Origin of the sequence: Wolbachia endosymbiont (group B) of Ablattaria laevigata (assembly GCF_964277395.1) — a bacterium.
GTDB lineage: Bacteria > Pseudomonadota > Alphaproteobacteria > Rickettsiales > Anaplasmataceae > Wolbachia.
Genome location: NZ_OZ195519.1, coordinates 494,760 through 519,888 on the forward strand (window position 1 = coordinate 494,760; position 25,129 = coordinate 519,888).

Annotated in this window: 23 protein-coding genes and 2 pseudogenes; 3 read left to right on the forward strand and 22 right to left on the reverse strand. The window is 34.5% G+C overall.

Annotation, left to right across the window (positions count from 1 at the left end; all coding sequences use genetic code 11):
• Positions 1-27: 27 nt before the first annotated feature.
• A pseudogene (locus ACICP1_RS02430) lies at positions 28-838 on the forward strand (IS630 family transposase).
• 70 nt (positions 839-908) lie between these two features.
• Here ACICP1_RS02430 and ACICP1_RS02435 read toward each other — a convergent pair.
• Positions 909-4,568, reverse strand: a complete 3,660-nt coding sequence (locus tag ACICP1_RS02435) for an ankyrin repeat domain-containing protein (protein ID WP_395461027.1) — start codon at positions 4,566-4,568, stop codon at positions 909-911.
• Positions 4,569-5,139: 571 nt separating this feature from the next.
• On the opposite strand from ACICP1_RS02435, the gene ACICP1_RS02440 reads away from it, so the two are divergent.
• Together ACICP1_RS02440 and ACICP1_RS02445 are read left to right on the forward strand one after the other, a co-directional pair.
• Complete coding sequence (locus ACICP1_RS02440) at positions 5,140-6,597, forward strand: ankyrin repeat domain-containing protein (RefSeq protein ID WP_264954023.1); 1,458 nt, start codon at positions 5,140-5,142, stop codon at positions 6,595-6,597.
• A 496-nt stretch (positions 6,598-7,093) separates the two neighbouring features.
• Positions 7,094-8,230 carry an ankyrin repeat domain-containing protein gene (locus ACICP1_RS02445; protein WP_264954022.1) on the forward strand — a complete coding sequence of 379 codons (1,137 nt, stop codon included), beginning with the start codon at positions 7,094-7,096 and terminating at the stop codon, positions 8,228-8,230.
• Positions 8,231-8,679: 449 nt separating this feature from the next.
• Here ACICP1_RS02445 and ACICP1_RS02450 read toward each other — a convergent pair whose 3' ends face one another.
• The 21 genes and pseudogenes from ACICP1_RS02450 to ACICP1_RS02550 form a co-directional block, all read right to left on the reverse strand.
• Complete coding sequence (locus ACICP1_RS02450) at positions 8,680-10,176, reverse strand: recombinase family protein (protein ID WP_264954021.1); 1,497 nt, start codon at positions 10,174-10,176, stop codon at positions 8,680-8,682.
• Positions 10,177-10,185: 9 nt separating this feature from the next.
• The gene (locus tag ACICP1_RS02455; RefSeq protein ID WP_264954020.1) at positions 10,186-10,617 is read right to left on the reverse strand and encodes a DUF2924 domain-containing protein; all 432 of its coding nucleotides are present in this window, start codon (positions 10,615-10,617) and stop codon (positions 10,186-10,188) included.
• A 4-nt stretch (positions 10,618-10,621) separates the two neighbouring features.
• Complete coding sequence (locus ACICP1_RS02460) at positions 10,622-11,083, reverse strand: ankyrin repeat domain-containing protein (protein ID WP_264954019.1); 462 nt, start codon at positions 11,081-11,083, stop codon at positions 10,622-10,624.
• A 38-nt stretch (positions 11,084-11,121) separates the two neighbouring features.
• Positions 11,122-11,826, reverse strand: coding sequence for an ankyrin repeat domain-containing protein (locus tag ACICP1_RS02465; RefSeq protein ID WP_264954018.1), 705 nt, complete (start codon positions 11,824-11,826; stop codon positions 11,122-11,124).
• A 168-nt stretch (positions 11,827-11,994) separates the two neighbouring features.
• Complete coding sequence (locus ACICP1_RS02470) at positions 11,995-13,155, reverse strand: phage tail protein (protein WP_264954017.1); 1,161 nt, start codon at positions 13,153-13,155, stop codon at positions 11,995-11,997.
• 7 nt (positions 13,156-13,162) lie between these two features.
• A complete protein-coding gene (locus ACICP1_RS02475; RefSeq protein WP_264376413.1) occupies positions 13,163-13,867 on the reverse strand; it encodes a DNA alkylation repair protein in 705 nt (234 codons plus the stop codon).
• Between the two features lie 24 nt (positions 13,868-13,891).
• Positions 13,892-14,674 carry a baseplate J/gp47 family protein gene (locus ACICP1_RS02480; RefSeq protein WP_264376412.1) on the reverse strand — a complete coding sequence of 261 codons (783 nt, stop codon included), beginning with the start codon at positions 14,672-14,674 and terminating at the stop codon, positions 13,892-13,894.
• A gap of 2 nt (positions 14,675-14,676) precedes the next feature.
• Positions 14,677-15,012, reverse strand: a complete 336-nt coding sequence (locus ACICP1_RS02485; RefSeq protein ID WP_264376411.1) for a GPW/gp25 family protein — start codon at positions 15,010-15,012, stop codon at positions 14,677-14,679.
• 2 nt (positions 15,013-15,014) lie between these two features.
• Positions 15,015-15,269 (reverse strand): PAAR domain-containing protein, encoded by a 255-nt coding sequence (locus ACICP1_RS02490; protein WP_264376410.1) that lies wholly within the window; start codon positions 15,267-15,269, stop codon positions 15,015-15,017.
• On the reverse strand, positions 15,266-15,730 hold the full coding sequence (locus ACICP1_RS02495) for a phage baseplate assembly protein V (RefSeq protein ID WP_264376409.1): 465 nt from the start codon (positions 15,728-15,730) through the stop codon (positions 15,266-15,268). Before ACICP1_RS02495 ends, ACICP1_RS02490 begins: the two co-directional genes overlap by 4 nt.
• Positions 15,717-16,201 (reverse strand): annotated as a pseudogene (locus ACICP1_RS02500) (hypothetical protein). The gene ACICP1_RS02495 and the pseudogene ACICP1_RS02500 overlap by 14 nt, the downstream one beginning before the upstream one ends.
• Entirely contained in the window at positions 16,198-16,689 is a 492-nt protein-coding gene (locus ACICP1_RS02505; RefSeq protein ID WP_395461304.1) for a phage tail protein, read from the reverse strand. The pseudogene ACICP1_RS02500 and the gene ACICP1_RS02505 overlap by 4 nt, the downstream one beginning before the upstream one ends.
• 19 nt (positions 16,690-16,708) lie before the next feature.
• A complete protein-coding gene (locus ACICP1_RS02510) occupies positions 16,709-17,020 on the reverse strand; it encodes a hypothetical protein (RefSeq protein ID WP_264954015.1) in 312 nt (103 codons plus the stop codon).
• A complete protein-coding gene (locus ACICP1_RS02515) occupies positions 17,020-18,024 on the reverse strand; it encodes a major capsid protein (protein WP_264954014.1) in 1,005 nt (334 codons plus the stop codon). The genes ACICP1_RS02510 and ACICP1_RS02515 overlap by 1 nt, the downstream gene beginning before the upstream one ends.
• Positions 18,025-18,068: 44 nt before the next feature.
• Positions 18,069-18,431, reverse strand: coding sequence for a head decoration protein (locus ACICP1_RS02520; RefSeq protein ID WP_264954013.1), 363 nt, complete (start codon positions 18,429-18,431; stop codon positions 18,069-18,071).
• 26 nt (positions 18,432-18,457) lie between these two features.
• Positions 18,458-19,501, reverse strand: coding sequence for a S49 family peptidase (locus tag ACICP1_RS02525; protein WP_264954012.1), 1,044 nt, complete (start codon positions 19,499-19,501; stop codon positions 18,458-18,460).
• Positions 19,488-20,903, reverse strand: coding sequence for a phage portal protein (locus ACICP1_RS02530; RefSeq protein WP_264954011.1), 1,416 nt, complete (start codon positions 20,901-20,903; stop codon positions 19,488-19,490). The genes ACICP1_RS02525 and ACICP1_RS02530 overlap by 14 nt, the downstream gene beginning before the upstream one ends.
• Positions 20,897-21,583, reverse strand: coding sequence for a glycoside hydrolase family 25 protein (locus tag ACICP1_RS02535; RefSeq protein ID WP_395461028.1), 687 nt, complete (start codon positions 21,581-21,583; stop codon positions 20,897-20,899). Before ACICP1_RS02535 ends, ACICP1_RS02530 begins: the two co-directional genes overlap by 7 nt.
• Positions 21,584-21,591: 8 nt before the next feature.
• Entirely contained in the window at positions 21,592-21,816 is a 225-nt protein-coding gene (locus ACICP1_RS02540; protein WP_230609214.1) for a gpW family protein, read from the reverse strand.
• Positions 21,809-23,632 carry a phage terminase large subunit family protein gene (locus ACICP1_RS02545; protein WP_264688722.1) on the reverse strand — a complete coding sequence of 608 codons (1,824 nt, stop codon included), beginning with the start codon at positions 23,630-23,632 and terminating at the stop codon, positions 21,809-21,811. Before ACICP1_RS02545 ends, ACICP1_RS02540 begins: the two co-directional genes overlap by 8 nt.
• The gene (locus ACICP1_RS02550) at positions 23,629-25,125 is read right to left on the reverse strand and encodes an ankyrin repeat domain-containing protein (protein WP_353272097.1); all 1,497 of its coding nucleotides are present in this window, start codon (positions 25,123-25,125) and stop codon (positions 23,629-23,631) included. Before ACICP1_RS02550 ends, ACICP1_RS02545 begins: the two co-directional genes overlap by 4 nt.
• Positions 25,126-25,129: the final 4 nt, after the last annotated feature.

Consider the following 25,129-nt stretch of genomic DNA (forward strand, 5'->3'; position numbering starts at 1 on the left):
TAAGGTTTTATAGTAGTGAAGGTAAGGATGCCAGCAGCATATAGTTATAAAAAAAGCAATGGAAGCACTAGAAGAAGGAGAAAGCAGTGAAACGGTGGCAGCAAGATTTAAAATTGGAAGAACTACGTTATGGGAGTGGCAGCAAAGAAGAAAAGAAACAGGAGATTTTCAGTCAAAAAAACTTGGAAATGGAGGTTATAATCACAAAATTACTGACTGGAATAAATTTACTGAATTTGCTAAAAAATATGGTGGTATCGGAAATGGCTAAGCTTTGGAGCAATGTTAGTATCCCAACGATCCATCGAGCTCTTAAAAAAATTGGACTCACACGCAAAAAAAGATATATGGATACAAAGAAAGAAACGAAGAAAAACGCGCTGAATTTTTGAAAATTATAGCAACAAAAGAACCTCAAAACTTAGTTTATATAGATGAGTCTGGACACCGAGTTATGGATATTGCCAGAAGGGACAGAGGTTTTATGCTCTAAAATCTGGTAAAAAAATTCAACGAATCAGTATGATTGCAGCCTTAAACGGCAGAAAAATAGTTGTTCCGTTAACATTTGAAGGCCACTGTAATATGGATATCTTTAATAAATGGTTTGAGCAGTTTCTGACACCGATTTTGAAACCTGGACAAACTGTTATCCTTGATAATGCTACTTTTCATAAGTCTAATAAGATTTGCTAAAGGAGTTGGCGCAGAAATTTTATATCTACCGCCTTATTCTCCCGATTTTAACAAAATTGAGCATCATTGGTTTGCTATAAAAAACAGAGCTAGTCCTCTATTCACATCTTTTCGTCATGCTGTTGATTCCGCTTTTCTATAAGCTTTTCGGACTATTATGAAAAGAGCTATACTTCTCCTTTGATGGAATTTCTTCATATTTTATCATACCCTCAAATTACTCCATAACCATTACTAAATACAAAGCCTTGATCTGGAGTAGAATGTTTTAAAACAGAAACATCACAAAGATCTCCCTTAGATTGAGAGTTTTCTTTAGCACGTTTTAGTTTTTTAAATATTTTAGTGTTTTTATCTATATTCTTCTCAGCATAATCATATAAAAGATGCAGTAACTTTCCACCAGCGTTAATGGCAATTTCAATAGTCGTATTTTCATCATTACCATCTGGAGAGTAGTTTAAGCTTGGTTTGAAACCATGTTTCTTCTTTGATTCTAGTAACTCTTTTATCTCTTTGAGTAATTTATCTAGCTTACGCGTATCCTTTTCATTTGCCGCTTCTTTTACCTTATTAAACAACTCACCATCTTGAACTTTTTTTATAACACATTTTCTTTTATCTCCTTCATTTTTAACGGATTTGAGATCTATACAACCAATATTAATATTTGGGTCAGCAAGCAGAAGGTCAATAATCTTGGAATAGCTATTTTTTAGTGCTAACGACAAAGGAGTGTTACCTTCCTCAGTCTTAGCATTAATATCAGCTCCATAATCTAGGAGAAGTTTAACTGTTTCAACAGAACCAGATAATGCTGCCAAGTGTAAAAAAGTAGCATTTTGTATCCACTTAGCATTAACATCAACTCCATAATTCAGAAGAAGTTTAACTGTTTCAACAGAATCAGATATTGTTGCTAAATGTAGAGCAGTATATTCTTTGTACTTTCCAGCGGTCTTAGCATAAACGTCAGCCTTGTTATTCAGAAGAAGTGTAACTACATTCCTAGCATCCCTGTGTGCTGCAAAATGCAAAGGAGTAAAATCTTGATAGTTTCCAGTAGCTTTATAATCAACATTTGCCCCATGCTTCAGAAAGAATTCAACTACATACTTATAATCCTTTCCTGCTGCAAGATGTAATGGAGTCTTACCTGAATCATCTTTAGCATTAACATCAGCTCTATAATCCAGAAGAAGTTTCACTATATCAAGGTGATTCTTTTCTGCTGCAAAATGTAAAGAAGTATATCCTGCATATTTTCCAGTAGCTTTAGTATGAATGTCAGCTCCTTTCTCTAGAAAAAGTGCAACTATATCATAGTGACCACCCACTACTGCCGCATTTAAAGGAGTAAAATCTTCCCTATCAATTTTAACATTAATCTCAGCTCCATTACTCAGAAGAGAGTGAACTACTTCATAATAACCATTTTCTGCTGCCCAATGTAAAGCAGTACTACCTATCTTATCTCTAGCATGAACATTAACTCCTTGCTCAATTAATCTTTTAGCCTTTTTCGGATTTTTATTTCTTAAAGCTAAAAATAATTCCTTTGTATTCTTTTCTAATCTTTTTGATTCCTTTTCATCATTTAGATCCTGATTATGCCTTACATTCTGAGGTTTTTTACTCTGACTAGTACTATCTTCTAAAGAAAGCTGTGGTTCCACCTCTTGAACTTGATGGCGTTTTTTAGCTTTCTTCTTTTTGTTTTTATTATGTCTACTTTCTTTACTCTGAGGTTTGCTAATATCATCTCCTTCATGTTCTGAGCTTTGTGAAGACCTAGAACTTATATCACTCTCTAACACTGAATTTGCACGCTTGTTTTTATCTAAGGCCTGATCCTTTTCATGATCTCTATTAGCTTTCAACGCATTCGTAACCTCTTCAGCATATTCTCTTTTTCCTTCCTTTTGCAATTTTGTTGCTATACGTTCAGCTTGCTCTATGTTTCCTTTCTCTATTAACTCTAGTGCCTTCTTTCTCCATTCCTCAGGACTCGATTTTTCTTGCTCAATATTTACATTATCTTCTTCCCCTGGTTCTATTATTTTCAATAAATTACTTTTATCATCTATAATGTAGACATTACTAGCAGCACGAGTAACTCCAACATACAGAGCGTTCATATAAAATTTATATTTCTCCAAAGACTTATCTTTCTTATCCTTATTTCTTGAAGTGTTAACTTCCTTTTCATTGTATGAATCACGAATTCTATTAATAGTATTATCTATCTCCCCGTCACTTTTATCCGTACATGCTATCTTCCATATTTCATTATAAGCTTTACATGATGTAAACTTGTAAAGAATCACATTTTCAAATTCCAAGCCTTTGGCTTCATGTATATTAAACACAAGTGGAGTATCAAATAACTGACGTGCACTTTTTTTACTTTCATCATTCAGAACTAAAACAGCGCAATTTATAGATTCATTTACTTGTTTTGCTATTTCTTCTTTTTTATCATCAGTAATAAAGCCAACGTTCCCTTTCTTCTTAGTCTCACTCTTCATGAAAAAAGCGTTGTCTACTGTTATTTTATCTTCTGAAGCAAAACAATAATTCTTAAGATGTAGTATACGATTGGCGAATTCAATAACTTGCTCACTATTACGATAATTCCTCTCAAGGGTATAAAAAACTCCCGATCCTTGGCTCATTATATATCTATTTTGACAAAGAAAAGATTTTAACTTAGATAAAGAGAAAAAACTTGGATGTATTACTTGATTAACATCACCACATAGTAAAAAGTTACTCTTATTCTCATCTTTTAAACTCTTTAACACCAGATCTAATGTGCTCTCAGTTAAATCCTGAACTTCATCTACAACAATCGCATCATACATTCCTTCTGTAATGCATTGATGAGTAACAAGATTAGGATCATAATACTCTGAATCTTTTTCTATAAACTTCCTGTACTCTTTAAAAAAATCATAAATATTACTCCTTTCATTCTCAGGAAACATAGATTCTCTCTTTCCTAATTTCTCATATAGGTCTTTTCCGTTCTCTCCTAATAAGCCTTTTCCCCCTATTACAGCTGTAAATTCTTCGAATATTTTATCTCCGTCTTTTTTATACTCCTTAAATTTATCTTTCTTGCATATTTCATCGAACCATGAAAAAAACTTATTTCTATCAATTGGCTTCTTTCCTTTTATATCTTCTGCTTTCTTTTCAAGAAACTCATGAAGAGATAAGAACTCAATTCTTTCTGGAATGCCAATCTTGAATTCACCAGCAATTTCATCATAGTATTCGTATTCAAATAATTCTTTTGATTGTTTTATAAGATTTTCAGACTGGGTAATATATAGAACTTTTCCTTCCTCGAACTTCTCTTTTATCCTTTTTAGGCTCTCCAAAGCCACTGATGTCTTTCCACTACCAGCAGCTCCATTGATAACTAAAGGCAATTCAATCCTTTCAACTATATCTTCCTGCTTTGCACTAAAAGTAATAAATTTACCGAGATAACTAACTTGTGGAGCATCTTCAATCTCTAATGTATCAGGAACTTCTTCACCTATTATTTTTATGTTTCTTATTTTCTCTCTATTCGTTAAAAATTTAGACTTATGATAATCATGATTCAGAATTACTTCTAAAATAACAAAAGCATCTTTGTCATTATGTTTTCTCCTCGTAAATAGTAATCTGTCACTATCACTTAATTTAGCTCGAAAATATTCAATATTCCCATCACCTTTTATTAACTTTATATTTCCTTGGCTTGTACTGTTGTTTTCCTCTAAATCTTTAATTATTTCATTGAACTTTTTCCTTAAAGGAGTTTTACCATTGTCTAAATCACAGTCATTAAACTCTTCACAATAAAATACAATACTCATAACTTTTATTAACTATTTAATTATATTAAGAATATAATAATATTATTAATGCGTCAATATATTTATTACTAGATTAACCTTTATTATTTATTAATACATAATTCTTATCTTGTAATTAGATAAGTAATGAAATAAATTTATACTTGTTTGGTATTAAATGACCTGAGTAATTTGATCGTCTCTAATAACTAACCGGCTAGTGAGAGAAGAGTTTGTTTTGGGATGCGTTGGTCTACCAAGTGATACATGCGAACTTTTCTTTATAATAATTCTACTATATCGCAAAACTATCTATTTTGGCTCACTTTCGCTAAATTTACATACGAACAGGTTTGCCTAGCTTTGTTGCAATAATTTTATGCTTTGATTTTTACAAACCTGCTTTTATTTAAATTGTTCTCGCAAATATATGTACTATTTTTATGTGTTTTGAAAAAGTAAACATTCAAGATTTTTATGACGCTAATTTTTAGTATGTTTCTGCGGATATTAATAATTTTATATAAAATATAAAAAAAATACATAACTCTTGATTTTCTCATAAAAATGATTAATAATTAAATTATACCATTTGAATAAAAAAGTTATAACTTTAACATTAGAACAGTGGAAAGAAATACTAGATGCAGTAATCCCAAACAGCGGTAATATATTTGAACAAATAAAAAGAAAAGTAGAGGAACGAGATAAAGGTACGTATCAAAGGTGGAAAAAAACAAACTTTAGTCTACGTTATCTGTTTAAGGAACAAGATGAGAAGATACATATCAAAATAAACTTTAATCCAGATCATCAATTTGATGTATTACCAAATGTATCTTCTTACAAATTGACGTTATTACATATAGCAGTTCTTAATGGCCGCTTAGATATAGTTGAAGCTCTGTCAAAAAATGGGGCTGATGTTGAGGTAAAAGATAGTAATGGCGATACTCCCTTACATAAAGCTGCTTTTTGGGGTTACTCAAATATAGTTAATGCTCTATTAGAAAATGGAGCTGATGTTAAGGTAAAAAAGAATGGCAAGACTCCCTTACACAGTGCTGCTACTGGTGGCCATTTAAAGATAGTTCAAGCTCTGTTAAAAAATAAAGCTGATGTTAATGTCACTGACAATTATGGCAATACTCCCTTACACAATGCTGTTGATAATGGTCATTTAGAAATAGTTGAAGCTCTATTAGAAAAAGGTGCTGATGTTAAGGTAAAAAACAGTAATGGCGAGACTCCCTTACACAGTGCTGCTACTGGTGGCCATTTAAAGATAGTTCAAGCTCTGTTAAAAAATAAAGCTGATGTTAATGTTACTGACAATTATGGCAATACTCCCTTACATAAAGCTATTTTTAGAGGTCATTTAGATACAGTTAAAACTGCTTTTATAGATCGTTTAGAGATAGTCGAAGCCCTGTTAGAAAATGGAGCTGACATTAATATCACTGACAAACATGATTATGCTCCCTTGTTCTTGGCCCATAGATGGAAGCATGAAGTAATTGTTAATTCAATAGTAAAGCACATAGCAAAATTAGAAGCTATTGATTCATATGTTAGTAAAGACAATTTACAATTTATAAATGCTTCAGAAGAAATGAATAACAATTATTTACAGCATCTTCGAAATTGTAAAAAAGAAGTTCAAATGATTAAAGAAAGAAATGGGTCATTATATAACTTTTTAAGAGAAAACGACGTTAATAAAATGCTTGGCATATGGAAGAAAAATGAAAATGTACGTAATGAATTTGATAATGAAGAGAGTTTAAAAAAGCTATATCCAGAATATGCTCATATTTTGATTAATAAGGCTAGATATGCAAGCAATAACAATAATAAAAAACAAGAGAGTAAGTTACCTGTTGTAGTTGCCTCTGAACTTGCAGCATCCGGTCTTACCTCAGGAATGGGAGTAGCAGTTGATGCCTTTTGCTTATTAGCTGGTGGAATTATATACCATTTTAGTCAGCCTTCAAACTCACTTCAAAATATCGACGCTGAAGTTGCAATGAATCAAGGGCAGGAATTGTAAGGCAGGGTAAGAAGAAAATAGCAGGCTTTGTTACTTATGAAAGGCCAACTTACTGAAAATCTTATTTTTGCAATCAACTTATTAAATTTAGTGGGAGTGTTAAATTTGCTGATCTTTCCATAAGCGAGATTAAGGAACTTCAGACTAAGTCTAAACTATTACAGTTTATAGTAATTCTACTATGTCGCAAAATCAGCTATACTGGCTTATTTTCGCTAAACTTACATACGAACTGTTTTGCCTAACTTTGTTGCAAAGATTTCAAAATTCTATTTTCACAAGCCTATTTTTACGCTGCTTGCTCTCACAAATATACGATAGTTTTTGTTTCTTGAAAAAGCAAACATTCAAGATCTTTGTCACGCTAATTTTTAGTATGTTTCTGAAGCTAAAGTAGATATGAACAATCTTATACAAAGTATAAAGAAATATATAAATCTTGACTCTTTTGTTAAAATATTTAATAACTAAATTATATTATTATTTTGAGGTACTTATGTCTTTAACACTAGAACAATGGAAAGAGCTACTAAAAACAGTAAAATTAAACAAAGATGGCATATTTGAACAAATAAAAAAGGGGTTAAAGGAAAAAGATGAAAGCACATATAAAAGTTGGAGAGGCGAAAGGTTTGATGTAAATTATATGTTTTGCGTAGAAGATAGTCCATTCAAATTTGGTTTGTTGCATTTAGCTGTTTTTAACAGAAATATAGATTTGATAAAGCTACTAATAGAAAAAAAAGTTGATGTCAATCAAGGAATCTTTTCAAACTCTATCTCTCTTTTAGCTTATGCTGCTAGCAATGCAGATATAGATATACTAAATCTTCTACTAAACGCAGGTCCTTCGACCTTTGAATGCAATATGGCTTTTAAAATAGCTGCTAAAGAGGGACATAGAAATGTAGTAAAACGTCTAATAGAAGCAGGGGTTGATGTTAATGATTCACAAGGAGATTGTGGTAGAACCGCTTTACATCTAGCTGCTATAAATGGACATAGAGATATAGTAGAAGATTTAATAGAAGCGGGGGTCAAAGTTGATGTACAAGACACACTTGGCAGAACTGCTTTGCATTGGTCTGTTATCAAGGAAAATAAAGAAATAGCAAAGTTTCTCATAGCACATGAAGTGAAACTAAAAGGTTACAACGTAGAAAAGCCGCTCTTTTTATCAAGATTTGAAAATGATCACGAAGCTAGAGTGGTGGGTAGAGAATTATCGAAATATTGGGATAAATGTTTAGAAATTGAGAGAATCAAAGAAAAAAGTATTGATGGTACTACTATCACATTTTATGATATTTTAATATGCAAGGATAGTGAATTAGTATATTATGCACGAAAGGGAATTTTGCAAAGAGCATTAGAAAATGATAACTATAGAAATGAATTTCCTATACATGCTGATGACTTAAAAGATCAATATGCTAAAGGAACAGAAAGACTAGTTTTATCTAATGAAATTGAGCACTTATCTCAGAAGCGTCAAAAACTTTTTTTAAGGAAGGATGAAGAAAAGCCTGATATTATAACAAAACTGCCGACAGAACTACTTGAAACAGTAGCCACACATCTAGAAAATGCGAGTATGAATAATTTAAAAAAAGCATTAGAGATAAATATATAACATCGGCGATAAGTTCCTAGTCTAGCTAGTAAATAATAGACTAAGTGTCAAATTAAAGCGAGTAGGAAGGAGAAATTCTTCCTTTCTTTGCTGTGTGATTCATGTATATTATGACAACTGATTTCTCACATCAAGTCTTGTTTAATACACTTTACATTTTGATAATAGTGATATGAAAATAGACAGCAGTTCACAATTCTGTTAACCTAACATACTTTACTAAATAGTTACTTGTAAAGGTATGGTAAAAAGGTCAAAAATGTACTGTAAGCTATATGCTCAACGTAAGGAGAAATGGCGGGAAGGTTAGCTTTGTTACCTATGAAAGGCTAACAATTTATCTAATTTAGTGAGTAAACAAGGGGGTATTGGATTTACCAATCTTTCCATAAAAGAATTATAGAGAAATTTAATAATTTAAGATTATTCTAAAGAAATTATCTCATTTTTTATTGACAGACAGCTTGCTTAAACCCGTAAAATCTCTTCATCTGCTCACTCCACAGCATCGGTATTTCTCTTAAATCAACTAATTTTAAACCTCTCGGTTGCCTCCCATTTACTATGTCTTCTTTAATCTTCGGCGCTAAATAATTCAGCCTTAAAATTTGCTGTATTCGTCTTGTACCTATATTAATTTTGGCACTCAGCCCTTTTATACTTGCATATTTATTCTCTTCTAGTTGCCATTTCCAGGAATGGGCTCTTACCACTGCTTTTAGCAATGCATTATTTGTTTTCCCTTCTGGCTCTACTACTGTACATTTGTTTCCTTTCTTTTTTATTGGTATAAATTCCACCTTATCCTCTGAACTCACTTCTATTCCATCTTCTTTTACCATTACTCCCTTTATTAACTTTTTCACTACTTCTTTCTGCTTTCCAAAACTTAAATTTTTCCATTCTTCTGCTTTTTCTCCCCATTTTTCATATAGGTGTTCTGCTCTCTTCATTACCTCTTTTTCCATTTCTCCAGCAACTATTGTTCGGTTTATCGATTCACAACCTTTTCCTCTTAAATGGTTATTGCATACGTAGTATCTGTACCTTTTATTCTCCTTTTTTGCATATGTCAGTGTCATATTTACATCACAGCTCTTGCACTTAATTACTCCCTTAAGCAGCGCTTCCTCATATTTTGCTTTTCTATATGGTTGATTCCTTATCAATTCCTGCGCTTTTTGCCATTTTTCCTCTTCTATTATCGCATCGTGCTTTCCCTCATACTCTTTCTCATAATGTCTGATTTTTCCCACATATATTGGATTTGTTACTATTCTCCTTACTGTCGCTTTTTTAAAGATATCTGATTTTGTTCTATAACCTTCTCTGTTTAACTCCCTTGCCAATTCTGCCATTGACTTCAGCTCTACATACCTTTCAAATATATGCTTTACTGTCTTTGCTTCTTTCTCATTTATTATTAATTCTTTATCCTTTACATCGTATCCAAGCGGTAAAGTTCCACCCATCCATAGTCCTTGTTCTTTTGATGTTGCTATTTTATTTTTTACTCTCTCTACTATCATCTCTCTTTCTAATTGTGCTGCTCCTGATAACACTGTTTGTACAAACTTTCCCATTGGCGTATTATTATCAAATATCTGCGTTACTGCTACAAAATTTACTCGGTGCCTTCTAAAAAATGATGTTACTTCAATGCTGTCTTTTGTTTCTCTTGATAGTCTGTCTAGTGTGTACACTACTACACAATCTACCTCTCCTTTTTTTACATCTTTAAACAATTCCTTTATTGCTGGTCTTTCTAAATTCTTTCCTGAGAAACCTCCATCATCGTACCTTTTGGCCAATGCTACCCAGCCTTCTTTGCTCTTTATGTACTTTTCACATGCTACTCGCTGCGCATCAAGGCTATTAAACTTTTGCTCTAGACCATCTTCATTTGATTTTCTTGTATATATCGCACACCTTACCTCTTTTAGCATTCTCTCTCCTCAATTTCCACTTTTATCACGCATTCCAAATAATAAAGGTCCGTTGTAACTCATTCCCATTATTTTTCCTGCTACTCCTGACAATGATGTATAAAACTCTTCTCTGTAGATTAAACCCTTATCTGTTACCATTACTGCATGCGTTTCCTCACCTCTCTCTAGTATTAATTCTGTCCCTTCTACTGGTAATTTATCGCTACTTATTCTTTTTCCCTTTTCTAGCCGATCTGCCAGATATTCTAGTCTTTTTGCTCCTTTTCTTGACATTTTTCCATACGCTTCCTCCTGCATTCTATATGCTAATCTAGGTATCAGATATTTCTTTGAATGTTTAGGTGCCTCTTCCCCAAATACCTTCTTCCACGTTTTTCTCAGCTCACTCAAAGGTTTTCTCTCTAAATTCATTACTTTCTTTTCCATTTCCTTCTCCATATTTTTAGCCCTTCATAAATAGCTTCTCAATTCTGTCTATTTCTTTCTTCAATACTTCAGTTACTTCTTTACTGGTTTTCGCATAATCCATCGCTGTCATTCCGAACTTATCTTCTTGCTCTATTTCTGCTCCTGCTTCCACTAACTCTTTTACTATTTCCACTTTCCCTACCATACATGCAAGGTGCAATGGAGTGCATTTACTTCCATATTCTTCCGCATTTACATTCCCTCCTGACTTTATCAATTCTCTCACGATTTCTAGACGTTTCTCCGTTACTGCTAGGTGCAGTGCTGTATATCCTCCTACATCTGCTGCATTTACATTCGCTCCTTTTTCGATTAATAACCTCACTGTTTTTGCGTCTATTGCATAATGCAGTTCCATTTTCGTCTCTTTAATATTTTTATATGAGTTCTCTGATAATTCTTTTGCTGATTTATTAAATTTGCCAAGCTTTAACATAATCCACCTCACCTTTTCTTTAAAATCAAGTCCCCTTTTTAAGCCTTTCTTCCTACTACATTTTCTACCTCATCTATCATTTCATTCACTTGGCTGATTATCTTGCTTGCTAAATTTTGACATTCTTTCTTTATTAGTGATTTGTCTCTCTTTCTTATTTCTTCTATCTCTATTATTTTTAGCTCCGGCATGTAGCTTCCATTCAACATGTCTGCTATTTCTCCCACTAGCCCCTCTATTCCATAGCACGTCAGTTCTCTACTTTTTGTTACTCCACCTTTTTCTCTCAAAAATTTACTTGCCTTTTCACTCTCTTTGCTATCACATAGACGATACTTTTCACTTTCCCAGATGTAATACATTGGTGTTGCACCATACTTATTCAGTTGATTAACCTCAGCCCCTGCCTTTACTAGCTCTTTTATTATTTCAACTCCTGCTCCTTTGCACGCAGAGTGGAGTGGCGTACATCCACTGACATATTGAGTGGCATTTACTTCTGCTCCCGACCTTAGCAGCACTTTTACATTTTCTAAGCTTTTCGCAAATACTGCACAGTGTAGTGGTGTATAACCCTTTTTATCTCTTGCATTTACCTCTGCCCCTTTTTTTATTAATAACTTCACTGTTTTGTAATTGGAGATTTCTACTGCTTGATGCAAGATCGTCTCTCCTTCTTCATTTCTTTTATTAATGTTTTTACTTGATACTTCTTTAAAAAACTTACTCTTGCTAAAACTCATTTCATACCTCACAAAATTAGCTTTTCTAGCGCCAGATAAATTTCTTATATTTACCTGCTGCTATTCAAGTCATGTCCTTTTTAGCATGAGAAAGCAAGTCCTTTTCTTTTTATTTCATACATTTTAACCTATTATTAATATAATATATGAGGATCTAAATATAAGTACTTAACTTATTACACATATTGCTTGACTATTTTTCCAACTTCTGTGCAAATGTCGATGTTCATGCCACTTCAGTACTCCCGGGTAAAATACTAAAATGTAATTTTCTAATTCGTGTATCGAATCTTTTTGCTCTGAATCTAAATCGTTTTCATACTTAATATTGTGTTCTGCTAAACCATATTTTGTAATCTTCTGATCAGTATAGTTTTCTACTTTGTAATTGTGAGTAATGCTAAACCTTTCTAAAATTGGCTTGTGTTTTAAATTCCAACGTTGCCCTGAAAGTTTATCGTTTCCCAATACAAATTTATTTCCTTCTTCTTCTATTCTACCAACCGGAAAACAGCTATTTATTTCTCCTAATTTCCAGCTATCTGACAGTACAATCTGCGCTTTTGCAAATTTAATCGATGGTAATAAGCTTTGAGTTAGAGGATACAGGGCTTTTAAGTTATACCACTGATGACTTCTTTCATAAATACCGTTATAATTCTTTGTGTGAGGCTCGGTTTCTCCAAGGATTGCTACATCTAGGCGATATATATCATTGCTTAAAGCTCGTTCATAATGATCGCGTAGATAGTTTTCTATAATCCTAATAACTGGACCACTAGACCTGAAAAAATTTACTCTTCCAAACGATAATACTGGTCCATCTTTTTCAATTTTTATCCCTGAGTAATCCGATAACAAACTTCCAAAAAAGCTTTCATCTAAAATAAACCTGTCAACATTGTAGTGATCATTGAAAATCCTCATTAGCCTTGATCTTGCTGGTAATGATAGTTTTGCAAGTTCTACTACTGCATCCACAAAAAAGTCATTTGGAACATCCTTTATTCCTATTTGCAACTCGAAAAAATGTTTTCCAGGTGGTTCTTCGATAATTTTAATATCTTCTATATTTGCCCATTTGAGCGCTATTTTAAGTGATGCAGGTGTTCCTCTCAGTCTTTGAAATTTCACTCCTTCTACTACAGCTTTTCTTTTGTCTTTTACCCAGCGTAGTATTTCTTCTAAGCCATATTCTCCAATTAACCATGGTAATACTTCCTCTTTAAAACTGAACTTAAATCCCCTAATGCAGCTCGGATCAACTTTGTAATCGAGGCTATCTACTATATCTCTTTCTTGTTTAGTGGAATTTGGTGGCAGCAGCATTCTTTTTTTACCTAGTGTTAAGATAACTTTCCCTTTCATTTTTAGGCAACTTTTCAATTGCATACCTCAACATCGTTCTTGGCATACAGGCAGCATATCGATCAAGAAATACCACAAGCACTTCCTTATTTCTTTTACCAACTTCTCTTAGCATCCAACCAACCGCTTTATGGATTAAGTCATGTGTATCCTTTAACAAAATCTCAGCAATCTTAAGCGTCCATTTAAATTTACCTTTACGGATAAAGTCTAGAGTTGACACAATTGCAATACGCCGCTCCCACACTATCTCTGATTTTGCCAAACTCACCAGAACTTCTTTATCTTTGTTATATAGATGAGCACCAGCAATCAAATGAGCTGAAGAATCAACTAAATTCCAATTGTTCACATATTTCAAGTTATACATATAAAACTTGTAGATCTCATTTTTTAACTGTTTATCTCCTCGTTCGTATTGATTGATTAGCATTAGTAAAGCAAGTAGTCTTTCTTCATTAATAGGAGATTTAACAAGGTTTGTTATACCTTCAAGGGGTAAGTTTATAAAATCTTTAGCAATCTTTCGTAAAATAGGTACACTCACACCTATAAATTTGTCGTGCTCTGCATAATCACCAACATTAACCTTATAACATAAAGTATGTTTTTTCTGTGATAAACTAGCAAATTTCTGTAACAGCAATTTTATATCTTCTAATTCTGAGCCCATTACTTATTTATATCTTTTCTAACACTATACATTTAAGCTTAAATTTCTCAAGGTAACACACTCATTTCCTCTAACAACAATATCTTCCTTTGGTTCTGTCAGCTCAATATTACTTATTCCTTCAATGAAAAGATTAGCAATTATCCAAGACCTTGTTACATTCCAGCCCAAACCTTTTGCTAATTCAAATTTTTCAACGAATTGCTTTTTTGCTATCTCAATAGTGTCTTCTGATAGTGCTATAATTTTAGCATGAATACCCATCGAAATAATATTGCAGCCGATAACCGTAACTGCATCAGTTAGCATTCGAACATCATCTTGAGTAACTTTTTTCCTTACGATATTAAGTAATTCTTCTGAAGGCACTCCATCTACGGACAATATTGAGACCTGTACGCTCCCAGGAACAAGAGATTCAACTAATGTATCTTTAACACGAATGTCAGCTGATAGTGCATGATAGCGGTAATATTCTTTCCCACCAGGTGACCAACCTACTATTTTTATTTTTACCCTCTTTCTAAATCTTTCATCCTCTTCTTCTTTCTGCCTCTCTACTCCATAAAACTCAGCTAAATTATCAAGATCTTCTCCCATTGCAAACTTCAGTACATTACTTTTTACTGCCTCATTTATTCTTTGTCTTAGTAACAATTCCCTCCATGCTGTTACTTCTAATACCTTCATCGCTGGGTCACTTTCTACTAATGCTGTAAAACTTTCATCTCTACGCACTAACTCTTCCTTCATTCTCGAAAAGATTTCCTCAAAGTTCAGTGGCTCGATAATATTTGGCTGCTGCATCTTTATACCACAACCCCATCAAAGCGAATGTTTTTCCCACTTGGCACGTATAATCCTTCCAGGTCAAGCGTTACTTTTCCCTCTTTTACTTCTGTAATTTTTACTTTTTCTAATTTAAACCTTTTTTCCCATTTTTCCAAAGCTTCTGCAGTTGCTGCATATATCTCAAGTGTTAAATCTCTATTTATTGGCTTATCCACCAATTCAAATAATCTTGACCCATAATCTCTCCTCATTATTCTACTGTTAATAGGAGTGGTCAGTATATCAATTATCGATTGCTTTAAGTGCTCTATTCCTTCTAACGCTTTTCCTGTTTTAGCATCCATACCCTTCATTTCTATTTTGCAAAAACGCTTTCACTGCATTTTATTACTTTAAAACCACATGAAACTATATCTCCTACTCTTCCTACACTAAGACCATTTGCAAACACTGTTTTTGATCCTTGAATCATTACTTTTCCTTCACTAAAACTTTCTCCTTGTCTACATATTGACTTACCGTTTACAAAAACATTATTACTTCCGCTAATGCAGAAATGTGGTATAGCTTCTCCACAGTAGTCTCCTAACCTCACTATTCCTTTGTTCAATTTAAGTCGATCCTTTCTGCTTTCAGTTTTATTCCACTTTTTGTCATTTCTATACTTGATCCCCCAGCTTTCAGTGTTATTTTGTCTACTACTTCAATCTCTAAATGATGTTTTCCCTTATCATATAACAATCTTGTTCCATCTTGAAACTTCATACTATTTATTTCTTTTTTATTCTCTGGTGCAGGGTATTTTTTCTGATATATTCCTCCTAATACCACTCCTAATGATAGTTCACCAAAAGGAGAAAATACCACAACTTGTTCATCGATACCTGGTGAAGACCAATTTCTATCTTTTCCTGCTTTACTTGTTATCCACGGTAAATAATCTGTTAAAAATTCTCCTATTTTCACTCTTACTTTTGCTTTTTCATAATCTACTTCTTTTACAACTCCTATACGAATGATATTCGCTACTTTTCTACTTAGCTCTGAAATCGCAAAACTATGATCCAACATGTACGTTACCTATCTCTATAATATGCGGTTTAATTCCAGTTTCTGACCACACTGATTTACCAATATGTATCTCATGAACCCATTCTCAACCATCCACACTAAATATGCATCGAGCTCTGGTCTAAAGTCATCTCCTCCTCCTGATATAAATTCTCCTGGTGAAACATTTTTCACGTTCCAAGTGTTTTTATTTACTATTTTCACAACCTCAGCAGCTAATGTTCTGACAATAATAGGGGCATTTTCTATAGTACTATCAACTACTATTCTTGCCTCAAATCTTACCCTCAGAGCTAGTTCACCTGTTCCTGGATCACTTCCTTTTTCAAGACTACTAAGTTCTACTAATACCGCTGGTGCTAACAGTTCTTTTCTTATCGTCGGGTATACTTCGCATGTTTGTATAGTTAGGATTTCTTTCTTCAGTGTAGTACAAATTGCTTGATGTAAATCTATCCAGAACTTTGTCATACCTTTAAAATATAATTTAGCTCATGCTTAAAGTATTTCTCAAACTCTCTCTCACTCTCATAATTAACAAGGTCTTTTATTATTCTTGAGCCTTCAGGTTCCAGTGGTAGCTTTACTTCTTGTATTGGCAATGCTGCTCTTCCTTCACGTTTAAACATACCGCTATTTCCTTTTGGCATAACTGCTGCAAATCCTCCTATAAACTCATGCTTTCCTACTTTCGACCCTCTTCTTGTTTTTTGTATTTTGCCAATTGCCGATGCTCTAATGTCATAGAGATTTGCTCTAATTAACACTTCTAATCTGCTAGTTTTCGCCTTAAAAATTCTTAATCTCTTTCTTATCAAACTTAATTTTATCTTCTTTTCCTCACTGATTTCCTTAGCTGCTTGCGCTTTTAACCATAGTGCTGTTCTATTTAGTGCTTTTATAGCTGCCAGTTTTACTTTCTGCTCTTTTCTGTCAATATTGGAGATTATTTCATTAATATTATTACCAGTTTTAATATCAAACACTTTCTATTGCCTTAATTTTTAATATTTTACCTGAAGAATCTTTCAATGGTGGTTCAAAAATCTTGTAGAACATTTTTTCAATCTTGATATAATCACCTATGCTAAAGGAAGTAACGTCCTGATCACGTATTTCTATAGAAGCAATTTGCTGAGTTAATACTCCATCTGCACCTAGAGAGTACGTAGTGTCGGGACGTTTAATTAGCACTTTTATTTTACGAATACCCTCCTTATTTTTATTACAATATGTGGCTTCCACTCCTAAATGCTCAAAACAGTCTTCTAATAATCTACCTATATTCATCAACTAGAACTAATTTTGACCAAAACTGCCGGACGATGGCACATTGGCAGAGGGTTCGACTGCGTATGTAAATCAGTCCCTCTATCAAACCTCCTTGGCTCTTGTTTTGCATATAGCGGTTTTCCCAAAGTATTTACTATTTCATTAAAATCTGCTGGTGCAAAATATGTTGTAAATGTGCTCGCTGTTCCTAGTGGAAAACAGTGCCCTGTATCTTTCTCAATAAATCTTCTCACCGTTCCTTCAGGGTCAGTTGCTTGCCCTCTATATTCCTCAAATGTGATGCCACAAAACGTAAATCCCGATCTCATATCGTTCCTTAGCACTGCTCCTTCTTGCCATCTCTCATATGCTTCTTTTACTTTAGCATGAGAAGTTAATGCATCAAAAAACTCAGGGCTTACCAAGGCATGAATTCCAGTCATATATTCACCACTTAGATTATCTTCTATGTGCCGGAGTACTTCCAGACACTTACGTTTTACATCTGTTGTTGCTGTTCCAAGGGCAAAATTTACTACTTTTGGTGTTATTTCAAATTCGTTGTACAGATTTAATAATTCTGACCCGTCAGCATCAAGAATAATTCCCTTCAGCGCTCCCATTCGCAAATGTTCCAATGTTATTGCATGTTTGTTCCTCATCAATTGCAAATGATCGGTTATTACATCTGCCAGCGCTTTAAGTTCACTCTCTGATCCAAATGCCCTTATTCCCTGTACTTCCTCTGGTAACACTACATCATCATGTGGAATATGCGGAACCGTAAATGTTCTTACCTTTCTTTTGCCGCGTTTTCCTACTGTTGCTGGTGCCCCTGGTACTTGCGTTGGTAGTAGACTTAAAACTCCATTATGTTCTTCTATTGTAATATGTCTAAATCTTACTGACCTACTTGGAAACAAATTTAGATTTTCAACTCGTCCATAATTTATCGGCAATATATTCATCGCATTTGTTAGTGCCGTCATGCTAAATGCTGTATTTGTAAATGGATTTTGCATTTTTTCTTTTCCCCCTTTGTGTTTTTTTATTGTTTAATATAGCCTTAGACTGCTTTACGGATAATGATCCCTCGTCCTTCAAGTTGCTTTATTGCTGCAGCTTTTTGCTCTTCAGTGATACCTGCTGGCCATACAACTGCATGATCTGCTAGCATTGCTATACGTGTAATGATTACTGCTTTGGCATTTTCTGTCGCATTTACATCACTTGTTATTACACCTATTGCTCCATCTGTTGCAGTTGGATTTAAAGCTTTAATTAAACCATCTTTAGTATCATAACCAACTACTGTTCCCAGCTTTAGATTTTGTCCCTTGGCTACTGTTATCTGATCTCTTGAATATAGACTTGATGCCTCATATTTTAATAGGTCACCCAGATTATTTTGTTCGGTTATACAACTCATAAAATTTTCTCCTTTTGTTATATATTTTAAATGTCTGATTGTGCACGACTTTTCGCTACCTGCATCATCAACTCTTCTCCTGAATTCTGTGGTATTGCACTCAGTATCTCTGTCTTCTTCGTTCTCTCTGCAAGTAATTCCATTAAAACTTCCCTTGCTTGCTCAATACTTACACCCTGCTCAATAAATTCTCCTATTTTCTCTGGCATTCGTGATAAGTTACATAAACGTATTAATTCAACAACTTCAGTACGATACTTAGTTAAATTATCAGTTTCTAGGTCAGTTGTAGTTTGTTTATTCATAGTATTTTCTCCTTTGTTAATAAATTCACAAAATGTTGTTATTCCATCGGCAAGACCTATTTCTATTGCATTATTGCCAAAGTAGAGACCTGCTTCAGTATTTTTTATTGCTTGTACAGAAAGTCCTCTGTTGCGTGCTATAAGTTCAGTCAGCATTTCATATAAGCGATTTACTTCCTCCTCTAAGCTTTTTAAACTTTCTGAACTTATCGGCTCATGTGGGTTTAAATCATTCTTTCTCTTGCCTGCGAAAATAGTTGTGTATTTTACCCCTTGCTTTTCATCAAAACCGCTTTGGTCAATATGACTTGCTATTACTCCAATGCTTCCAACACCAGAGGTTCTACTTACAAAAACCTTTTCAGCGCTAGAAGCTATAGCATATGCAGCAGAATACGCATCATCATTTGCTATTGCTAATATTTTCTTTTTTGCTCTTGATTCGTAAATAAAATCAGCTAAATCAAATACACCGTTTACTTCTCCTCCTGGACTATCTACATCCAAAAGAATTATTTCCACTTTTTCATTCTCCAAAGCTTCTGCTATTTCCTCTTGTATCTTCTCGTACGATGTCATGCCTAGAAAATCATCAAAAGCTCCTGGTTTTTTAGTTAAAATGCCATGTATTGGTATAATTGCTGTCTTTTCTATATTGTTCTTTACATAGTGTTTTACGTTTTTAAAGATAGGTTGTTTTTGACTTTGGAGAGATAGTAGTTCAAAACTTTTTGGTTCAAGCATTAATGGTCTACTTAGAAACATTGTTTCCTCCAACATCAGAATCAAATATTAAATTGAGACTATTGGCACGTTTATTATCCTCTGCTATTTCTTGATCAATTTCTTCTACATCGTAACCCATTTCTGATACTACTTCTGATCGACTCTTAAATCCATTTCTTACTGCCATTTGCTGTGCTTGCTGATCTTTTAGTGGATCCACCCAATCAAATCCCTGTGGTATCCATTTTACTTCTTCTTTCGCTGCTTTTACTACTTTTTCATCTATACAGAGTTCTCCACAAAGTACTGCTAACTCTAGCCATCTACTCCATACTGGTCTGCAAAATTGAAATACTATAATGTTGTGTTGCAGCATAGCGCATCGACGACGAAACTCTATTAATCCCGCTCGAATGGATGAATAATTAACGCCTGTTAAATCTCCTGTTAGCTGCTCATATGTTATCCCTGTGCCTATTGCTATTGCCCTCAGTTGCTGTCTCATAAATGCTTCATAACTTCCTCCAACATCAGACGGCTCTGAAAATTTTATATCTTCTCCTGGATCTAAAAGTTGCATTGTTCCAGGTTCTAGGCCAGATAGTGCTACTCCTTGCTCATTTGACTCACTTTCACCTAAAATATTTGCTTCAGGATCGAGTCTAGTAATGAATCCCGCAAACATTGCTGCAGTCTTTTTTCGTACTAATTCTGCATCATCATACTGGTCAAGTTCGTAAAGTTTTAAAAGCACGTTAGAAAGCCAAGGTTCTCCTCTAATTTGTCCAGGTCTTAGTGGTCTATAAATATGTAAAACATCATTTGCTGGCACTCTCACTGATTCACCAAATGAGCCTTCGCCTGGATGTTCTCTAAATAAGTAATATGCTTCTCTCTGCCCAAGTCTATTGAACTCAATCCCGTTTCTTATTACATTACCATTTCCTAAAGTTTGATTTGTTTTATTATCTAAATGTTCAGACTCAAGTACTTGCAGTTGTAATGGCACAGAAAATCTATCTTCCAGCTTTCTCGTTCTTAAACGTACAAAACATTCTCCTCCCTCTATCATACTTCTGCATACTAGAGCTTGTAATCCATAAAAATCACTTATTCCACAGCTATCTGCTTCATCTGTCCATTTTAGCCATAATTCTTGCACCTTCTTTCGAAATTCTGCATTCTTTGCTTTTGACTGCGGTTTTATTCCTGTGCCAATAGAATTGCTCATAATAGTATCTATAATATTTGCTGCATATGGATTTTTTCTTACCATATCACGAGAGCGGCTACGCAAGTGCTCAAGGCTTTGAGAAAGCAAATTATTTATGCTTCCTGCTTCTCCTTGCCAATACATTACCCTTCTTCCTGAGCCTGCTGCATCCCATGCAGAACTTTTGATTTTTGGCTTGCCAAATAATTGTTTGAAGGTTTTTAACATCCTGATAACCAAAATTCTCTTAATTCTTTCAAAGTTCCGTTAAATTTATTTCTGTCACATTTTCCGATTCCTTCTACTTCATGCGGCTTTGCTCCTGTTTGACCGTCGGTATATTGCCATAGAGTCCAGTTCCTCCATCCTATTGGTAATGTCAGTTTTGTTCCCCATTTTGCTAACCATAGTGGACATTCTGTTAAAGTTGGCGTGGCAAAATCCTTGAGAAAACTAGGGCTTCCATAAATTAACGGCAAACGTCCGGTTACTAAATAGACCCTATTTACAAAGTCCTCTGCTTGTTTTGGCATTATGCTTTTTCCATCTTTGTTTTCCTCAATGTCAAGGGCTAACAATATATTTGAACTATCACCAATTGTTTCGAGAAAATGCTCAGCTTGGTCTTTGCCGCTTTTTTCCCCGACACCAAAATGGTATGCACCCCAAAGCAATTCCTCTTTTTCAGCGGCTTTTTTCCTTTTTGTATATTCAGGATCTACGTACTTTACCCCCTGGGTGGCTTTGTGAATTATGCCTACTATGCCATCTTCTTTTGTTAATCTAAAATCTATCTCCTGATTCCAGTGCGACAAATCTATTACTGCATTTATAAGCATGCCTGGTGTAGCGGTAGCTATCATATACCTCAAGTGCTCTAGAAAATCTGGGTATCCATTTTCTACCATGCAACTTCTCATACCACTCCTTTATTCGTTGAAATAACAATCTTTCTTTTTGGTTTTTGACCTTCAACCTTGAGCTCAGCCTTGATTCTTTGTCTTAAGTTTAAAAGATCGTTTATTTGCACTTCAGCATATCTCACAACATGGTCACCATATGCAATTGATACTACTCGCTCTCCGCTTTGCAGCTTCTTTATTGCTTGTTCAACTTGAAACAAATACTCTTCGTTATACATTTTTCAACCACTTACTCTGTCTTACTTTTTTAGGTTTTTTACTTTCTCCACTCAAACTATTCCATTTACTCTCTGGCCATCGATCGATTCCAAGCGCAATAGATGCAGCCCTAGCATAAATTCGGCAATCTAGTACTTCATTTCTTTCTCTTACCTTTTGCCACTCTTGTTTGGTGTATCCTTTTACTACCTTACTGACTAATTGCTCTGCCGTTAGCTGCTTAAAATATTCAGGTGCATACTCCGGAAAATGACAATATCCAGGTAGAGCTTTTCCCTCTTCTTCTTTCAAAATATTAAGTAGTTGAAAAAGCTCTGACTTTAATATCGATACTCCTACTGGCCAGAGCTTTATTCCTCTTTTCAGCTTTTGACCGCCAACTGTTATATCAACTCTACTTGGGCTGCTAAGCGGCACTAGTGCTTTATTTACACCTTTGACTGCCATTACTCTTCCAGATCCTTGATGACCTCTTACCCAATTGTATACTTCTTGTGTTGCATATCCTGCATCTACTGCCATCATACTTATCATATATTCAAGCCCATTTTCACCGATAAAATGATGACTCAGAAGCTCCGAAAGCTTTCCCCATACTTCCCCACTCCCAGTATCTCCTTCAAATACTCGGTAGTCTATTGACCAACTTTCGCGGCTTTTTCCCCATGCTACAACTTCTACTTCTAACCGATCTTTTTGTACATCTACTCCTGCTGTGAGAACTACTTCACCCTTTGGTACTGTGCCAATTTGATAAGATTCTCTCCTGTTAAATAATTGCTTCCAGTCCGGTACTTCTCCTTTGTCTACCCAGGTTTCTCCAAGCGTTGTATTTATCCAAACTTTCAGTAATTGTTCACTTTCTTTGGCATGGAGAAAATCTTCTACTGCTTGTTGCCAACTATACCAGCCAACTGGACTATAAAGACTTGAAAGATGAAATCCTTTTTTCTCACCTTTTACTCTATTAGTAGGTCTCCATTCTCCACGCTCAAGCATCTCTGTCTTTTGATGATTTTCTATTTTGCCGCTACATTCAGTGCAGACATAATGTGCTGTTTTCGAATCGTTATTTTCCCATTTTATTTGTGACCATTTTAGAACTTGATAGTAATTACAATATGGACATGGTACAAAAAAATATCTCTTATCTGTTGCTTCAAATTCCTTTTCAATTCTGCTTATTCCATGAATCGTTGGTGTTGACACTAAAAAAATCTTTCGCCTTGCAAATGTATTAGTTCGGGCAATACTGAGCAGCACTGGATCTCCTTCTCCTCCTGAATCTCCTGGATAGGCATCTATTTCATCAAGAAAGAGATATTTTACTGGCATGGATCTAAGTCCTACACTGCTATTCGCTCCAGTTATTACTACTATTCCACCTGGAAACTCCTTACTTTGTACAGTATTGCCTGAGTCTCTTGATCTTGGGTCTTTTACTTTACTCTTTAAACATGGTGTACTCTCTATCAACGGTGCAAATCTTCCCTTCGACCAACGTTTTCCCATTTCGACTGTTGGCTGTACTACTAGCATTGGTCCTGGTGTTTGATCGATGATATAGCCAATCCAATTGTTGCCAGCTTCTGTTCCCCCAATCTGCGCTCCTTTCATGAATACTACTTTTTCAGCCGGTGAAGAAGGAGATAGTGAATCCATGATTTCTTTTAAATAAGGAGTTCTTTCCGTTCTCCATTTACCTGGCTCTGACGCTGCAGTTGGCGCTAAAACTCGATACTCATTTGCCCACTCTGATACTTTAAGCTCTGGATCTGGTTTTAAACCTTCAGAAAAAGCTCTAGCGTATATCATTGTCTGCATTTACTCATAATTGGTTCTATCTCAATATTGTTAACAGTAGAGTTTATTCCTCCACACTCCTCCAATTCCATAAACATCTTTTTCTGAAACTCTTTTTCTATATATCTTTTGCTCATCTCACTTATCATTAGTGCTATAATAAGCGCAAATACCCCTGTTATTGTTGCAAAAATGATTGCACTGCTTATTGTTGTTGCTGTTAACCCTATATATGCTGCCATTGCTACTGCACTTACTGAAGTAAAAATGCAGATCACATTATTGTATTTTCTTACTTTTACTTCTCTATGTTCTATACACCTATTCAGAGCACAATAAACTGGTGAATTTATTACAGATACTCTCCTTTCGTCTGGTAATTTGACGTTCTTTTCTTTAAACAAAGCTTTAAGTAACTCTAAATTATTTGACTTGATTGCTAAATGCAAAACAGGTGTGTAATTTGCTCCTTTTTTCAGCAGTAACTTTACTACATGTAAATGCCCTTTTTCTGCAGCAAGGTAAATCGGTGATAGACCTTTATTATTTGAAACGTCAATATCAATTTCTTCTTTTAAAATAGACTCTACAATCTCAATTTCTCCTCTTTGTGCAGCTAAATGGAGTAGACTATTCTTTTCAGAACCGTATTTATTACTTATCAAAGCCTTCTTTATCTCAGGTTTAGCGTAATCAAATGGTGTCTTGCCGCTATCGTCTTTTACCAATGGATCTATATCTTCTCGCGTTAGTAAAACTTCTATTGTTTTAAGTCTTTCAGCATAATGTAGTGGTGTTTTATTTTCATAGTCTTGCAAATTGACTTGAGCATTAGGCTCCTTTATTAAGGATTTGAGGATATCAAGACATAAGTCTCTTTCATCATAATTAGTATTACTTACAGCTATATGCACAGGCGACAATTTCATTGAGTTTTGTCCCATGCGCGTGCTATTTACATCTGCTCCAAGCTTCAGCAGTAACTTTACTATCTCCAACTTTTTATTATTAACTGCATAGTGCATTGGTGTCTGATTTCGTGCATCAAAGACATCTATTTCAGCATTTCCTTCTCTTACTAAAATCTTTACAACTTCTACATGTCCAATACCAGCTGCCAAATGTAATGGCGTATGATGCAGAGCATTTCGTATATTAACGTCAATACCTTTTCCTATCAAATATCTAACTGCATTAACTTCACCTATCATTGCAGCTAAATGAAGTAAGCTATCTTCCTCAGAGCCATATTTATTATTGACTAATGCCTCTAATATCCTTGTCTTTTCACCTTCTTTTGCATAATCTAAAGAGGTTTTGCCTTCATTGTCTTCAACAAAAGGATTAATATTCTTCTTTGTTAGTAACAAATCCACCATGCTTAATTCGTCAAATTCTATAGCGCAATGTAGTGGTGTCTTGCCATTTAATCCTCTAACATTAACATCTAATCCAGGTTGATTAATGAGGCACTTTATTAATTCTAAACTTAAGTGAGCAGACATTTTA

What these genes read in the sequence shown, in the direction of transcription:
- ACICP1_RS02535 (WP_395461028.1), bottom strand. Translation starts at nt 21,583, where the DNA reads ATGGTAGAAAATGGATACCCAGATTTTCTAGAGCACTTGAGGTATATG.
- ACICP1_RS02520 (WP_264954013.1), bottom strand. Translation starts at nt 18,431, where the DNA reads ATGAGTTGTATAACCGAACAAAATAATCTGGGTGACCTATTAAAATAT.
- ACICP1_RS02545 (WP_264688722.1), bottom strand. Translation starts at nt 23,632, where the DNA reads ATGATATACGCTAGAGCTTTTTCTGAAGGTTTAAAACCAGATCCAGAG.
- ACICP1_RS02465 (WP_264954018.1), bottom strand. Translation starts at nt 11,826, where the DNA reads ATGAGTTTTAGCAAGAGTAAGTTTTTTAAAGAAGTATCAAGTAAAAAC.
- ACICP1_RS02550 (WP_353272097.1), bottom strand. Translation starts at nt 25,125, where the DNA reads ATGTCTGCTCACTTAAGTTTAGAATTAATAAAGTGCCTCATTAATCAA.
- ACICP1_RS02475 (WP_264376413.1), bottom strand. Translation starts at nt 13,867, where the DNA reads ATGGGCTCAGAATTAGAAGATATAAAATTGCTGTTACAGAAATTTGCT.
- ACICP1_RS02510 (WP_264954015.1), bottom strand. Translation starts at nt 17,020, where the DNA reads ATGAATATAGGTAGATTATTAGAAGACTGTTTTGAGCATTTAGGAGTG.
- ACICP1_RS02435 (WP_395461027.1), bottom strand. Translation starts at nt 4,568, where the DNA reads ATGAGTATTGTATTTTATTGTGAAGAGTTTAATGACTGTGATTTAGAC.
- ACICP1_RS02515 (WP_264954014.1), bottom strand. Translation starts at nt 18,024, where the DNA reads ATGCAAAATCCATTTACAAATACAGCATTTAGCATGACGGCACTAACA.
- ACICP1_RS02485 (WP_264376411.1), bottom strand. Translation starts at nt 15,012, where the DNA reads ATGAAGGGTATGGATGCTAAAACAGGAAAAGCGTTAGAAGGAATAGAG.
- ACICP1_RS02460 (WP_264954019.1), bottom strand. Translation starts at nt 11,083, where the DNA reads ATGTTAAAGCTTGGCAAATTTAATAAATCAGCAAAAGAATTATCAGAG.
- ACICP1_RS02540 (WP_230609214.1), bottom strand. Translation starts at nt 21,816, where the DNA reads ATGTATAACGAAGAGTATTTGTTTCAAGTTGAACAAGCAATAAAGAAG.
- ACICP1_RS02530 (WP_264954011.1), bottom strand. Translation starts at nt 20,903, where the DNA reads ATGTTAAAAACCTTCAAACAATTATTTGGCAAGCCAAAAATCAAAAGT.
- ACICP1_RS02455 (WP_264954020.1), bottom strand. Translation starts at nt 10,617, where the DNA reads ATGGAGAAGGAAATGGAAAAGAAAGTAATGAATTTAGAGAGAAAACCT.
- ACICP1_RS02445 (WP_264954022.1), top strand. Translation starts at nt 7,094, where the DNA reads ATGTCTTTAACACTAGAACAATGGAAAGAGCTACTAAAAACAGTAAAA.
- ACICP1_RS02495 (WP_264376409.1), bottom strand. Translation starts at nt 15,730, where the DNA reads ATGTTGGATCATAGTTTTGCGATTTCAGAGCTAAGTAGAAAAGTAGCG.
- ACICP1_RS02470 (WP_264954017.1), bottom strand. Translation starts at nt 13,155, where the DNA reads ATGCTGCTGCCACCAAATTCCACTAAACAAGAAAGAGATATAGTAGAT.
- ACICP1_RS02525 (WP_264954012.1), bottom strand. Translation starts at nt 19,501, where the DNA reads ATGTTTCTAAGTAGACCATTAATGCTTGAACCAAAAAGTTTTGAACTA.
- ACICP1_RS02480 (WP_264376412.1), bottom strand. Translation starts at nt 14,674, where the DNA reads ATGCAGCAGCCAAATATTATCGAGCCACTGAACTTTGAGGAAATCTTT.
- ACICP1_RS02450 (WP_264954021.1), bottom strand. Translation starts at nt 10,176, where the DNA reads ATGCTAAAAGAGGTAAGGTGTGCGATATATACAAGAAAATCAAATGAA.